Origin of the sequence: Actinophytocola sp. (genome assembly GCF_036555685.1) — a bacterium.
GTDB lineage: Bacteria > Actinomycetota > Actinomycetes > Mycobacteriales > Pseudonocardiaceae > Actinophytocola.
The window spans coordinates 1-15,179 of the sequence record NZ_DATBKY010000155.1; the positions used below are offsets into that span (position 1 = coordinate 1).

A 15,179-nucleotide genomic window follows, 5' to 3' on the forward strand; every position below is an offset into this window, starting at 1 on the left:
ACCGGCCCCGCCACCCCGCTCACCCGCGAGCAGGTCCGCCAGATCCACATCGGACACCAAACCGGCCAGCACACCCAGGCACTCGTCCAGCACCCCGGCGAACACCGGCTCCCGCCGGTACAGCTCCCGCACCAGACCCGGGTACTGCTCACCGACACCGGAGAACAGGAACGCCACCGGCCGGCCCTTGGTCGCCTCGACCCGGCTCAGCGGGTCGGTGTCCGACTCGCCGGACAGCACCGTGCCCGCCTCGGCGAGCGTGTCGGTGACCAGCGCGCGCCGGTGCTCGAAGGACTTGCGGCCGGCCTGCAGGGTGTAGGCCAGGTCGACGAGCCGGGTGTCCGGAGTGGACTTGACGAACTCGCCCAGCCGGGCACAGGCCTGCTCGACCGCGGCCGCGTTGCGGGCGGACACCGGCAGCACCTGGTAGCGGCGGCAGGCGTCCGGGTCGGCCGGCGCTGGGGCGGGCCGCTCGGGTGCCTGCTCGACGACCACGTGGACGTTCGTGCCACCCATGCCGAGCGAGTTCAGCCCGGCGATCGGCGGCTTGCCGTCCCGCCGCGGCCACGGGGACAGCTCGGTGTTCACGTAGAACGGGCTGTTCTCGAAGTCGATCTTCGGGTTCGGGGCCGTGTAGTGCAGGCTCGGCGGGATCACGTTGTCGCGCAGCGACAGCGCGGTCTTGATCAGCCCGGTGGCGCCCGCGGCGCGGTCGAGGTGGCCGACGTTGGTCTTCACCGAGCCGATCGGGCAGTACTGCTTCTCCGCGGTGTCGCCGAACGCGCGGGTCAGCGCCGCGACCTCGATCGGGTCGCCCAGCGGGGTCGCCGTGCCGTGTGCCTCGATGTAGGAGATGTCGTCGCCGGTGACGCCCGCGTCCGCGAGCGCGTCGGTGATGACCCGGCTCTGCCCGACGACGCTCGGCGCGGTGTAGCCGACCTTGAGCGAGCCGTCGTTGTTCATGGCCGTGCCACGGATGACCGCGTGGATGTAGTCGCCGTCGCGGCGGGCGTCGGACAGCCGCTTCAGCAGCACGGCCGCCGCGCCGTCGCCGAACATGCTGCCCTCGGCCTTGGCGTCGAACGTGCGCACGTGCCCGTCCGGCGAGGCCATGCCGCCCGGCTCGTACTCGTGCCCGATCTTGTCCGGCACCCGGATCGACACGCCGCCCGCGAGCGCCATCTCGCACTCGCCGAGCCGCAGGCTCTGCACGGCCATGTGCGTGGCGACGAGCGACGTGGAGCAGAACGTCTGCACCGCGACGCTGGGCCCGTACAGGTCGAGCAAGTAGGACACCGTCGTGGTCAGGGCGTCCTTGTCGTTGCCCATGATCACTTCGTAGATGCTGTACTCGTCCCCGGAGAGCATCTCCGGCGTGCGCAGCAGGTAGGTGCTGATGTTGGCGCCGCCGTAGACGCCGACGCGGCCGCGGCCCTCGGGCACGACGTAGCCGGCCTGCTCCAGGGCCTCCCAGCACACCTCGAGGAACATGCGCTGCTGGGGGTCGGTGAGCGCGGCCATGCGCGGGTTCATGCCGAAGAAGGCCGCGTCGAACGTGGTGACCTCGTCCAGCACCGGCCGCGCCGGGACGTACGCGGGGTCGCCGAACACCTCGGGGTCGACGCCCGACGCACGCAGCTCGTCCTCGGTGAAGAAGCTGATCGACTCCACGCCCTCGCGGATGTTCGACCAGAACTTGTCCACATCGGACGCTCCGGGGAACCGGCCGGCCATGCCGATGATCGCGATCCGCCGGTCGTCGTCCGCCCCGGTCGAGCCGGCCTCGGCCCGCGGGGTCACCACGGTGCGCGCCTGGGCGACCGGGGCTGCGCCCTGCTCGTCGAGGATGGCGGCGAGCGTGTGCACGGTCGGCGCCTCGAACAGCGTCACCGACGGCACCGAGATGCCGAACTTCTTCTTGACCAGGGCCAGCATCTGCAGCGCCAGCAGCGAGTTGCCGCCCAGGTCGAAGAACGCGTCGCGGGTGCCGACCGGCTCGACGCCGAGCACGTCGGACCACAGCTCGGCCAGCGCCCGCTCGGTCGCCGTGAGCGGCGGGGCGTACGGCTCGGGCAGGTCCGGGCGCGGGAACCGCTCCCCCGCGGCCGGCACGTCCAGCGCGGCCGCGGCACGCGGCAGCCGGTCGGCCAGCCCGCCGGCGGCGATCACCAGGCTCGGCCGGGAGTCGGCGAGCAGCCGGTCGAACGCGGCGAGGCCTTCCTCGGTGCTCATCGAGTGCTTGACCATCGCGGCGCCGACGCCGCCCTGGATGCGTTCCAGGGTGCAGGCCCACGTGTCCCAGCTCGCGGCGACCCAGCGGGTCGGGCTCTCGGCTCGGTCGGCGTTGCGGTAGCCGATCGCGGTCAGCGCGGCGTTCGCGGCCGCGTAGCTGCCGAACGTGATGCCGCCGAGGATCGACGACGTCGAGGAGAACAGCACGCAGAAGTCGGGCGCGTGCTCGACCGGCAGCTCGGCGAGCACGGTCTCGAGGACCTGCGCGCCGGCGACCTTCGCGCCGAAGTGCGTGCGCACGGCGTCGGCGTCCACGTCGCGCAGGGCGCGGAACGTCTCCGGACCGGTCACCGCGGCGGCGTGGACCACGCCGTGCAGCGGGCCGGCCTCCGCGAGCAGCGCCCGCATCGCGCCGGCGTCGGTGACGTCGACCGCCGGGGTCAGCACCTCGACGCCCGAGTCGCGCAGCCGGGCCACGGCGTCCGCCCGCCGGTCGCCGGCCGGGGCGCCGCCGCGACTGGTCAGCACGAGCCGGTGCGCGCCGGAGGCGACCAGGTGCTCGGCCACGAGCAGGCCGACGTCACCCAGGCCACCGGTGATCAGGTAGCTGCCGCCCTCGCGGACCACCGGACCCCCGTCCGTGTTCTTGCCCGTGCCCTCGGCCGGGACGTACTCGCGCACGTGGCGTGCGCCGCCGCGGTAGGCGGCGAGCACGTCGTCGGTGGTCTGCCGGACCTCGGCGGCCAGGGCCTCGGCGGCGGCGGTCGCGTCACCGGCCGGGTCCAGGTCGACCGAGCGGCAGTCCAGGTTCAGGTACTCCTGGTTCGCGACCACGGGCAGGCCGGCCGCCGCGGCGTGCGCCGGGGACGGCCGCTCGCCGGCGGTCACGACCTGGCCGCCGCGGGTGGCCACGATGATCCGTGCGTTGCCGGGCGCGCTGCCCCAGGCGTCGAGCAGTCCCGCGATGGGCAGGACGACCTGGGTACCGTCGACCGCTCCGTCCACACTGGACCCCGTGTGGTCGAGCAGGCGCAGGTCGACGACCGTGGTCTCGGCGTCGCCCGGGGTGCCGTGGCCGTCGCGGACCACTTCGACGTCGAGGCCGGTCAGCCGCTCGGCGAGCGCGTCGGCCACTCCCCCGGCCACCTCATCGGCACCGGCGAGCAGGACGCACCGTGCCGCGGTGGCCGGCTCACCGGAGATCGCCGCCCTCGTCCACTTGGGAGTCATCAACCGGACGTGGTCGGCGGCCGCCGCCTCGGGGGCGTCGATGACCACCGGCGCGTCCGGCCGCACGCCGCCGGCCGGCGGGTCGATCCAGTAGCGCTGCCGCTCGAACGGGTAACCCGGCAGCCCGACCTTCGCGACGGGCCGGCCTTGCTGGTAGCCGGTCCAGTCGACCGGCACGCCGGCGAGCCACAGCCGGCCGAACGCCTCGGTGAGCACGGTGCTCGCCGCGCGCGGGTCGCCGGCCGCCGGCAGGGCCGGCACGACGAGCGGCCAGCGGTCCGGCGTGCAGTCGCGGTGGCCGCGAACCATCGCGCCGAGCGACTGGCCGGGGCCGAGCTCGAGCAGGGCCGCGTCACCCTGGGCGAGCAGCGTCGCGAGCACGTCGTCGAACCGGACCGGGGCGCACATGTGCTCGGCCCAGTAGCCGGGGTCGGTCACGAGCTCGGCGGTGGCGAGCTCGCCGGTCACGTTGGAGACGTACGGGATCTGTGGGGCACCCAGCGTGACGTTCGCCGCGACCCACTCGGTCAGCTCGGCCTTGAGCGGCTCCAGCATCGACGAGTGGAAGGCGTGCGTGGTGGCGAGCGGGCGGCACGGCACCGAGTCCTGCGCCAGCGCGGCCGCGAACGCGTCCACGGCGTCCGGCGCACCGGCGACCACGGTCAGCTCGGGCCCGTTGAGCGCGGCGATATCCACGCCCCCGATCCCGGACCGCTCGATCCGCGCCCGCACGTCGTCCTCGCCGAGCGGCACGGCGGCCATCGACCCGGCCGGGCGGGCGTTGATGAGCGTGGCGCGGTGCGCGACCAGAGCCAGGGCGTCGGGCAGGGACAGCACGCCGGACAGGCAGGCGGCCACGTACTCGCCGAGGCTGTAGCCGGCCAGCACGGTCGGCCGCACGCCCCACGACTCGAGCACCTTGGCCAGCGCGTACTCGACCGCGAACAGCGCGGGCTGCAGCCGGTCGGTCCGCTCGCCCTCGCCCGCCCCATCAGATGCGTCGCGACCGAGCAGCTTGCTCAGGTCCGAGCCGGACCCGGCCGCGCGCGGGCGCAGCATGTCCTCGAGGGGGTCGGCGCCGAGGTGGCGGGTGAGCTCCGCGCGGCACTCGTCGAGCACCTCGCGGAACACGGGCTCGGTCTCGTACAGGTCGGCCGCCATGCCCGGGTACTGCTCGCCGGTGCCGGACAGCAGGAACCCGACGGCCCGGTCGGACCGGCTCTCCACGCGCGTCAGCACGGCGTTGTCCCGCAGGGCCGCCGCCGCCTCGTCCATGGTGTCCACACTGGACGAGACGAGGATCCGCCGGTGCTCGAAGGTCTGGCGGCCCGCCTGCAGCGTGTGCGCGACGTCGCCCAGCCGCTCGGCGGAGCCGTCCAGCGCGTCGGCCAGGCGCGTGGTGAGCGCGTCGGCCGCGGCCGCGGAGCGCGCCGACCACACCAGCAGCGCGGGGCGCTTCGCCGGCTCGCGGCGCGCGATCCGCGGCGCCTCCTCCAGCACGACGTGCGCGTTGGTGCCGCCGATGCCGAACGCGCTCACGCCGGCGCGCCGCGTGCGGCCGTCCTGCCGGGGCCAGCCGGTCAGCTCGGTGACCACCTCGAGGTTCGCGTTGCCGGCCCCCAGCTGCGGGTTGGGCTCGCTGAGGTTGCGGGTGGGCGGGATCTCCTCGTTGGACAGTGCCAGCGCGGCCTTGATCAGGTTCGTGACGCCCGCCGCCCGGTCGAGGTGGCCGACGTTGGTCTTGACCGAGCCGATCAGCACGGACTGCTCGGTGAAGACCTGCTGCAGCGCGGCCAGCTCGGCGGCGTCGCCGAGCGCGGTGCCGGTGCCGTGCGCCTCCACGTAGTCGATGTCGGCGGGCTCCAGGCCGGCCGCGGCGAGCGCCTCCGCGATGACCGAGGCCTGGCCCTGCACGCCCGGCGCGGTGAAGCCGACCTTGCGCCCGGCGTCGTTGTTGACCGCCCAGCCGCGGATCACCGCGTAGATGCGGTCGCCGTCCGCCAGCGCGTCGGCGAGGCGGCGCAGCGCGACGACGCCGACGCCGTTGCCGAGCGGGCTGCCCAGCCCGGCCGCGTCGAATGCGCGGCACTCGCCGTCCGGCGGCGCGATGCCGCCCTGCTGGTACAGGTAGCCGACGCGGTGCGGCACGGCGACGGCGACGCCGCCGGCGAGCGCGAGGTCGGACTCGTAGTTCGCGAGGCTGGTCGCCGCCGCGCACACCGCGACGAGCGAGGTGGAGCAGTAGCTCTGCACGCCGTAGCTGGGCCCGGACAGGCCGAGCGTGTGCGCGACCCGCGTGGTGAGCGAGTCCTTGTCGTTGGCGAGCCCGACCGCGAGCTCGCCCATGGCCGCGCCGATCCCGCTGGGCGCCAGGTTGTTCTGCAGGTAGGAGCTCCACCCGCAGCCGGCCATCACGCCGATCGCGCCGTCGAACCGGGTCGGGTCGCAGCCCGCGTCCTCCAGCGCCGACCAGCAGTGCTCCATGAACAGCCGGTGCTGCGGGTCGAGGATCTGCGCCTCCTTCGGGTTGACCCCGAAGAACCCGGCGTCGAAGAGCTCGATGCCGTCGATCACGGCACCCGCCTTGACGTAGCCGGGGTCGGCGAGCATGTCGTCGGACACGCCCGCGGCACGCAGCTCCTCGTCGGTGAACCGGGTGATGCCCGATGCGCCGGCGCGGATGTTCGCCCACAGCTCGGCGACGTCCGACGCCCCGGGGAACCGCCCCGACATGCCGACGATCGCGATGTCGGTGCCGGAGGCCGAGATGTCGATGCTGTCCGCGTGGTCTGTCACGTCGTCCTCATTTCCGCGAATCCGTACGGGCACGGCGACGCCGCGACCCGCGAGCCGAGCTGGTGGTGAGCAGTTCCTGTGCGGTCTTGTCCTGACCGCCCGCGCGGTCGAGTGCCGCGGCGAACGCCGCCACCGTGGGGTGTTCGAACAGCACCGCCGGGGCGATGGCCGAGTCGAGCTCCTTCTCGACGGCCAGCACCATGGCCATGCCGACGAGCGAGTTGCCGCCGAGGTCGAAGAACGGGTCGTGGATGCCGACCTGGTCGATGCCCAGGTAGGCCTGCCACACCTCGGCGATCGTGCGTTCGAGGTCGGTGCGCGGCGCGGCGTACTCGACGCGCAGCCGCGGGCGCGGGAACCGTTCCGCGGCCGGGGCGACCGAGCTGGCGTCGAGCAGCGCGTCCAGGTCGACCATCGCCGACCACTCGCGCAGCGACTCCTGCATCGGCTGGCGGACCGCGACCACGCTGCCTGCGGCGCGCCCGATCATCCGGTCCAGCAGCGCCGTGCCGCCCTCGTCGGTGAAGCCGTAGCGCTCCCGGTAGGCGCGCGCCCGCTCGGCGAGCCCGCTGCCCGCCCCGGGACCGGTGGCCTGCCAGGCGTCGTGCCGCCACGGTCCCCATGCGACGGTCAGCACCTTCGTGTCCGGGGCGGTGGCGGCGAGCGCCGAGCCGTAGGCGTCCAGCACGGCGTTGGCGGCGCAGTAGTCGCCCTCGCCGATGCCGCCGAACGCGGTGACCGCCGACGAGTAGATGACGAGCAGCTCCGGCCGCAGCTCCGCGGGCGTGCCCGGGCCGACCAGCTCGGCCAGCGCGCCCATCGCGAGCACCTTCGGTGCCAGGACCGCGCCCGCGCCGGCCACCGTCTGCCGTTGCACCATCCCGCTCGCCGCGACGCCGGCGACGTGCACGACCCCGTGCAGCGCACCGAAGTGCGCCCGGCAGTCGCGAACCGCGGCGCGCAGCTCGTCGGGCTTGCCCGCGTCGGCGGTCAGCACCAGCACCTCGGCGCCGGCGTCCGTCAGCTCGCCGACAACGTCGGCCGGCGCCACGCCGCGCGCCACGAGCGCGAGCTTCCGCACGCCCGCCCGCACCAGGTGGCGCGCGAGCCCCAGCCCGAGGCCGCGGGTGCCGCCGGTGATCAGGTACACGCCGTCGGCGCGCCACGGCTGCCCGTCCACGATGGACGGTTCGGTGGGCACCTCGGACCAGTCCTGGACCCAGCGGCGGCCGCGGCGCCAGCCGGCCAGCGTGCCGTGCGCCTGCTCGGCCGTGGCGCCGTGCAGCAGCTCGTGCCCGAGCTGTGCCGCGTCACCGGCGCCATCGTTGTCGCCATTGCCGGTGTGCGTGCCGTCGGGGTCGAGGTCGACACCGCTCCAGGTGAGCTTGGGGTACTCGTGCTGGGCCACGCGGGCGAGCCCGTGGACCGCGGCGCGGTAGGGCGCCGGGGTGTCCGCGCCGAGGATCTCGGCGGCGCCGCGGCTCACGGTCAGCAGCCGGACCGGCTCCCGGCCGGCCAGCTCGCCGAACGCCTGCACGGCGAGCAGCAGGCTGTCGAAGCCGTGCCGGACCGCGCCGCGCAGCTCGTCGTCCGTGGCGTAGACCGGTGTGTCCGATGTGGACAACTGGCTCCACAGGTGCACGAGGTGCACCGGCCCGTCGATGCCGGCGCTCACCTCGCGGTAGTGCTCGGCCACGGCCGGGTCGATGACGATCCGCCGGCCGTCGCGGCGCTTCTCGCTTCCGGCGACGCTGCCCGCGACCACCTCCACGACCGCGGTGCCGGACGCGGCGGCCAGCTCGGCCAGCCGCACGCCCACCGGGTCGGGCTCGTTGTCCGTGCCGGCGAAGATCACGACCGTGCCGGGCAGCGGCACGTGCGAGGGCAGCGAGGGCGCGGTGCGCACGTCGGGCCGCCACGCCGGGGCGTAGCACAGCTCGGTCGGGCCGCTGGGCCGTGGCGGCAGCTCCGCCTGCGCGCCGGCCGTGGCCTCCGGCCAGAAGCGGGTGCGCTGGAACGGGTAGGTCGGCAGGCTCAGGATGCGCCCGCCGGCCGCGCTCGTGGCGGCCAGATCCACGCCGACTCCCAGCTCCCACAGCCGCCCGCACGTGGTCAGCAGCTCGAGCTGCTCGTCCGGGCGCCCGGCCGCGGTCCACGCGGGCGGCAACGTGCCGAGCACCGCGACCGCGGGGCCGCCACTGTGCTCGACACGCTGGTTCTGGCGTACCAGGCCGCCGAGCGTCTGGCCGGGGCCGAGCTCGACGAACACGTCGACCTGCTCGGCGAGGCAGTGCCGCACGCTCTCCGCGAAGCGGACCGGGTTCACCAGCTGGTCGGCCCAGTACTCGCGGCTGGTCGCCTGCTCGGCGGTGAGCGTGACGCCGGTGCAGTTGGACACGATCGGCGTGGCCGGCTCGTGGCGCGGGACGGAGTCCAGCAGCGCGGCCAGCTTCTCGCGGGCCGGTTCGAGCAGCGACGAGTGGAACGCGTGCGAGGTGCGCAGCGGGCGGCAGGCGATGCCGGCACCGGACAGCCCGCGGGTGATCGCGTCGATGGCGTCCTCGACTCCACTGAGGACGGTCATGGCCGGCCCGTTCAGTGCCGCGATGTCGACCTCGATCCCGTTGTCGCCGATGGCGATCCGGATCCGGTTCTCGTCCGCGGCCACCGCGACCATCTGGCCGGCGGGCGCGGCGCCTATCAGCCGGGCCCGCTCGACGACCACGTAGAGCGCGTCGGACAGCGTGAACACGCCGGCGAGGCAGGCCGCGACGTACTCGCCGAGGCTGTAGCCGACCAGCACGTCCGGCGCGACGCCCCAGTGCTCGAGCAGCTTCGCGAGCGAGTACTCGACGGTGAACAGGAACGGGTGGGCGATCTCCGCGTGCCGCAAGGGATCGTCCCCGCCTATGCCACCGTTGACCGCCGCGCCACCGCGGCCGAGCAGGGCGGCGAGGTCGCCGCCGGCCGGGCTCTCGGCGCCGTCGTCCGGCGGGAAGAACACCGGTAGCAGGTCCACGCCGCAGCGGTCCCTCGTCAGCGCGACGCACTCGTCGACCGCGGCCGCGTACGCGGGCTCGGTCCGGTACAGCTCGCGGCCGAGGCCGACGTACTGGTCGCCGGTGCCGGGTAGCAGGAACGCCACCTTCGGCCGGGCCGACGCCGGCCGTGCGCGGCCCGCGTCCGCCGCGGCGGCGGTCAGCTGCGCCACCACGTCCTCGCCGGCCGGGCAGATCACCGCGCTGCGGAAGTCGTGCTCGGCGCGGCCGGCCCGCAAGGTGTGCGCGACGTCGGCGAGGTCGGTGTCCGGCCGCTCGCCGAGCCACGCGGCGAGCTGCCGGAGCTGGTCGGCCAGCGCGGCCGGGCTCGCGGCGGACACCGGCAGCACCCGCGGCTCGGGCTGCGCCGCGGTCCGCTCGACGTCGGGCGCCTGCTCCAGCACGAGGTGGGCGTTGGTGCCCGACCAGCCGAACGAGCTCACGCCGGCGATCGCCTTCCGGTCCGCCGGCAGCGGGCGCGGCTCGGTGACCGGGCGGACCGTGCCGTCCGCGGGGATCGCGCCGGTCGGCTCGGCCATGTTGAGGTTCGGCGGCAGCTCCCCGTTCTCCAGCACGAGCACGGTCTTGATGAGCCCGGCGACGCCGGCCGCGGACTGCGTGTGGCCGATGTTGGTCTTCACGGCGCCGACTTGCAGCGGCCGGCCGGCGCGGTGCGCGCCGAACACGTCGTGCAGAGCCGAGAGCTCGATCGCGTCGCCGAGCGAGGTGCCGGAGCCGTGCGCCTCCACGTAGTCCACATCGGACGGACGGACCTTGGCGGCGGCCAGCGCGCGGCGGATCACGTCGACCTGGGCGCTGCGGCTGGGCGCGGTGAGCCCGTTGCTGCGGCCGTCCTGGTTGACCGCCGAGCCGCGCAGCACCGCCCGGATCCGCCGGCCGTTGGCGATCGCCGAGGACAGCCGCTCCAGCACGACCAGGCCGCCGCCCTCGCCCATCACGTACCCGTCGGCGGCGGTGTCGAAGGTCTTGCACCGCCCGTCCGCCGACAGCATCGACGTGGCACACGCCTGCACGAACGTGTCCGCCTGGATGATCAGGAACGCGCCGGCCGCGACCGCCAGGTCGCACTCGCCGCGGCGCAGCGCCTCGGCGGCCAGGTGGACGCCGACAAGCGAGGACGAGCACGCCGTGTCCAGGGTGACCGCCGGGCCACGCAGGTCGTAGTGGTAGGCCAGCCGGCCGGCGACGACGCTCGCGGACACGCCCTGACCGAAGTACGGGTCGGCGATCACGCCCGGGCCGGAGCGCTCGGTCTCCAGCCGTCCGTACTGGACGGTGTCCATGAAGCCGACCATCACCGCGGTGCGGCTGCCGGCCAGGCGTGGTGCGGGGGTGCCGGCGTTCTCCAGGCCCTCCCACACCAGCTCCATCAGCAGCCGCTGCTGCGGGTCCATCCGCAGCGCCTCCTGCGGCGAGGCGCCGAAGAACTCCGCGTCCCAGCCGGCGATGTCGTCCAGGAAGCCGCCGTGGCGGGTGTACATGGCGCCGACCGCGCGGCGGTCCGCGTCGTAGTAGTCGTCGATGTTCCACCGCTGCGGCGGCACCTCGACGACCGCGCTGCGGCCGTCGCGCAGCAGCTCCCAGAAGCCGTCGACCGTGTCGCCGCCTCCCGGGTAGCGGCAGGCCATGCCGACGACGGCGATGGGCTCGTCTCGGCCATCCTCCACCTCGGCCAGGCGTCGCCGTGCCTCGGTGAGGTCCACGGTCACGCGCTTGAGGTAGTCGCGCAGTTTGTCCTCGGTCGCCATGTCGAGCCTTTCGAAAAGTGCAGTAGCCCGCGGTCAGAGCTGGTTGTCGATGAACTCGAAGATCTCGTCGTCCGAGGCGGAGCGGATCTTGTCGTCGACCCCGTTCGGACCGGCCGGCGCGGCGCCGAGCCGAGCCAGGGTGCTGTTGAGAATGGCGATCACCTTGGCCCGCATGGCCGCGTCGTGATCGGGCAGCATGCGCTGCACTTGGTCGAGGGTCGCCCGCAGAGTGTCCTCTGGGGACGATGCGGCCGGCGCGAGCGTGCGGTACACGTGCGCGGCGATCGCGGTCACGGTCGGATGGTCGAACGCCAGGGTCGCCGGCAGCCGCAGGCCGGTGTCGGCGCCCAGCCGGTTGCGCAGCTCGACCGCGGTCAGCGAGTCGAAGCCGAGCTCGGTGAACGCCCGGTCCACGTCGACCGCGTCCGGGCCGGACTTGGCCAGCACGGCCGCGACGTGGCCGCGGACGAGGTCGGTGATCACCGTCAGTGCGTCGGCCGCGGCCAGCCCAGACAGCCGCGCCGCGAGCCCGCCCGCCGCGGGCCGGTCGCCGGCCGCGGTACGCCGGGCACCGCGGACCAGCCCGCGCAGCACGCCGGGCAGTGCGCCCGACCCGGCCTGCGCGCGCAGCCCGCCGGTGTGCCAGTTCGCTGCCAGCACAACGGGTTCGGTGTCCGCGAGGGCGGCGTCGAAAAGGTCGAGGCCGTGCTCGATCGTGAGCGGGGCGACCCCGGAGCGCGCCAGCCGGGCGACCTCCGCGTCGCTCATGGCGCCGGTCATGCCGGTAGCCGTGTCCCACAGCCCCCAGGCCACCGACACCGCCGGCAGCCCCAGGCCGTGCCGGTACGCGGCGAGCCCGTCCAGTGCGGCGTTGGCGGCCGCGTAGTTGCCCTGCCCCGCGTTGCCGATCGTGCCGGCGAGCGAGGAGAACAGCACGAACATCGACAGCGGCAGGCCGGTCGTCAGCTCGTGCAGGTGCCAGGCCGCGTCCACCTTCGGGGCGAAGACCTTGTCCAGCCGTTCGGGGGTGAGCCCGTCGACGGTGGCGTCGTCGAGCACGCCGGCGGTGTGCACGACACCGGTCAGCGGCGCGTCCGCCGGGATCGCGGCGATGACCTCGGCCAGCGCCGAGCGGTCGGCCACGTCGCACGCGGCCACCGTGACCGTCGCGCCCGCACCCTCCAGTTCGGACACCAGCGCCGCCGTGCCCGGCGCGTCCGCGCCGCGGCGGGACACCAGCACCAGGCTGCGCACGCCGTGTCCGGTGACCAGCCGGCGGGCCACCAGCGCGCCCAGCCCGCCAATGCCGCCGGTCACCAGCACCGTGCCCGCCGTGTTCACAGTGTCCACAGTGTCCACCGTGGCCACCGTGTTTACCGTGTCCACATCGGACCCGGTTGGTTCGCCGGGACGGCGGGCGACCCGTGGCACGAGCACCGTGCCGTCGCCGCCGCCGCCGCCACCGCCGTCGTGGAGCACGACCTGCGACTCCCCGGCCGCCACCGCGCCGGCGAGCACGTCCCAGCCGGCGAAGCCGGACGGCACGTCGGCCAGCACGAACCGGCCCGGGTGCTCCGACTGGGCCGAGCGCACCAGGCCCCACACCGCCGCACCCGCCACACGGGCGGGGTCGGCGGCCGCGGCCGGGCCGGCCGCGCCGTGGGTGAGGAACACCAGCCGGCTCGCGGCGAACCGCTCGTCGGCGAGCCACTCCTGGATCCGGCGCAGCGCGTTGCCCGACAGGTCGCGGACCGCGCCCGGCAGGACGGCGCCGGCAACCGCGCCGGCCGCGGCACCGGCTGCGGCACCGGCGACAGCACCCGCCACGGTGGCCGGCACGGTGAGCGGCACCGCGACGAAGTCCGGCACGGGCCGTCCGGCGTCGACCGCCGCGGCGAGCCCGGCCAGGTCGGCGACGGTGTCCAGCCCGGTCCCCGCGCCGATCGCGGCCCACTCCGGGCCGCCGGCGGAACCGGTGGCCGGGGTCACGGGCAGCTCGACCCAGTTCAGCCCGAACGGCGTGCGGTCGGGCAGGCCGGCCACATCGGATCGCGGCGCGCCGGCCGCGAGCTCGCGCACCCGCAGCGAGTCGATCGCGAACACCAGCCGGCCGTCGGCGTCCGCCGCCTGGACCTCGAGGTCGTCGCCGGCCACCACGAGCCGCACCCGCAGCACCGACGCGCCGGTGGCGTGCAGGCGCACGCCGCGGAACGCGAACGGCAGCCGCAGCTCGCCGAACCCGCCGGAGAGCGCCACCGGGTGCAGCGCGGCGTCGAGCACGGCCGGGTGGATCCCGTAGCCGGTGACGTCGACCTCGTCGGGCGCGGTGACCTCGGCGAACAGCGCGCCGCCCTGCCGCCAGGCCGCGACCACACCGCGGAACGCCGGGCCGTACTCGTAGCCCAGGTGGGCCAGCTCCTCGTAGCCCCGCTCGGCTCCGTTCTCCGCGACAGTCTCCGCGACACTGCCCACGGTGCCGGCCGCGGGCGGCCACTGCGCCGCCCACTCGCACGACGCGCCGGCGGTGCCGACCGTGCTGTCCACGCCGATGACCCCGGACGCGCGGCGCACCCACGCGCTGTCCGAGCGGGAGTACACGGTCAGCGTGCGCCGCTCGTCGTCCCCGGCCGGCGTGACGACCAGCTGCAGGGCGACCGTGCCGGTCTCCGGCAACACCAGCGGGTTCTCCAGCGTGAGCTCCTCGAGGTGGTCGCAGCCGGCGGTGGCCGCGGCCTCGAGGGCGAGCTCGACGAAACCGGCGCCGGGCAAGAGCACGGTGCCCTCGACCGCGTGGTCGGCGAGCCACGGCTTGTCCACACAGGACAGCTGGCCGCTGAGCACGAAGCCGCCGTCCGCCTGCGGCAGCACCGAGGTCAGCAGCGGGTGCGCCGAGGACGCGAGCCCGGCGCCGGCGGGCGCGGCGGCGAGGTCGAGCCAGTAGCGCCGCCGGTCGAACGCGTAGGTCGGCAGCTCGACGTGGTGCGCCACGGGACCGAGCACGGCGTGCCAGTCGACCTTGGCGCCGCGCACCCACGCGCCGGCCGCCGCGGTGAGGAACCGCCGCCAGTCGCCGGAATCGCGGCGCAGCGAGCCGCAGGCGCCACCCTCGATGCCGGCCGCCTCGAGGATGTCGGCGATGTCGCCGGACAGCACGGGGTGCGGGCTCACCTCGACGAACAGCGGCGTGCCGGCGCCGGAGAACGAGCCGGAGAACGAGCCGGTGAACGAGCCGACGGCGTCCGTGAAGCGGACGGGGTTGCGCAGGCTGTCGTACCAGTACTCGGTGGTCAGCTCGGCGGCCGGGACGAACCCACCGGCCACCGAGGAGCAGAAGCCGACCTCGGTCGGGGTCGGGGCGATGCCGCCGAGCAGGTCGAGCAGCTCGTCGCGCAGCGTCTCCACGTGCGGGGTGTGCGAGGCGTAGTCCACGTCGATCCGCCGCACCTCGACGTCGGCACAGGCGGCGATGAACTCCTCCAGCGCGTCCACGTCGCCGGCCACGACGCCCTTGGCGGGTCCACTGTGGACCGCTAGCCAGAGCCGGCCCGCCCACGGGCTCAGCCGCTCGCGGATCGTGTCGGCGGGCAGCGGCACGGCTGCCATGCCGCCGGTACCGCGCAGGCGGGTCAGCGCCTTGCTGCGCAGCGCCACGATCCGCGCGGCGTCCTCGAGGGACAGCGCGCCGGCGACGTATGCGGCGGCGATCTCGCCCTGGGAGTGCCCGATCACCGCGGCCGGGTCCACGCCGACGGAGCGCCAGACCGCCGCGAGCGAGACCATGACCGCGAACAGCACCGGCTGGATGACCGCGGAGCCGGTCAGCTCCGGGGCGCCATCGGCCTCGCGCAGCACGTCCTCGGCAGACCAGCCGGTGTGCGGCACGAGTGCGGCGGCGCACTCACGCAGCCGCGCGGCGAACACCGGGTTGGTGTCGAGCAGGTCCACGGCCATGCCCGCCCACTGCGAGCCCTGGCCGGGGAAGACGAACACGGGCCGCACGTCGGCGCCGGCCACACCGTCCACAATGGCTGGATGGGTGGCGCGCCCGGCGAGCGCGGCCAGGGCGGCCGCCAGCTCGGCGCGGTCGCCGGCGACGACCACCGCGCGGTGGGTC

Annotated in this window: 3 protein-coding genes; all 3 read right to left on the reverse strand. The window is 74.9% G+C overall.

Annotated features, from left to right (window positions below; all coding sequences use genetic code 11):
- The coding region (locus tag VH969_RS14900; protein WP_331974393.1) for a type I polyketide synthase at positions 1-6,258 on the reverse strand (6,258 nt) is incomplete at its 3' end.
- A 7-nt stretch (positions 6,259-6,265) separates the two neighbouring features.
- Entirely contained in the window at positions 6,266-11,065 is a 4,800-nt protein-coding gene (locus tag VH969_RS14905; RefSeq protein ID WP_331974395.1) for an SDR family NAD(P)-dependent oxidoreductase, read from the reverse strand.
- A 33-nt stretch (positions 11,066-11,098) separates the two neighbouring features.
- On the reverse strand, positions 11,099-15,179 hold a 4,081-nt coding region (locus tag VH969_RS14910), incomplete at its 5' end, for a type I polyketide synthase (RefSeq protein ID WP_331974397.1).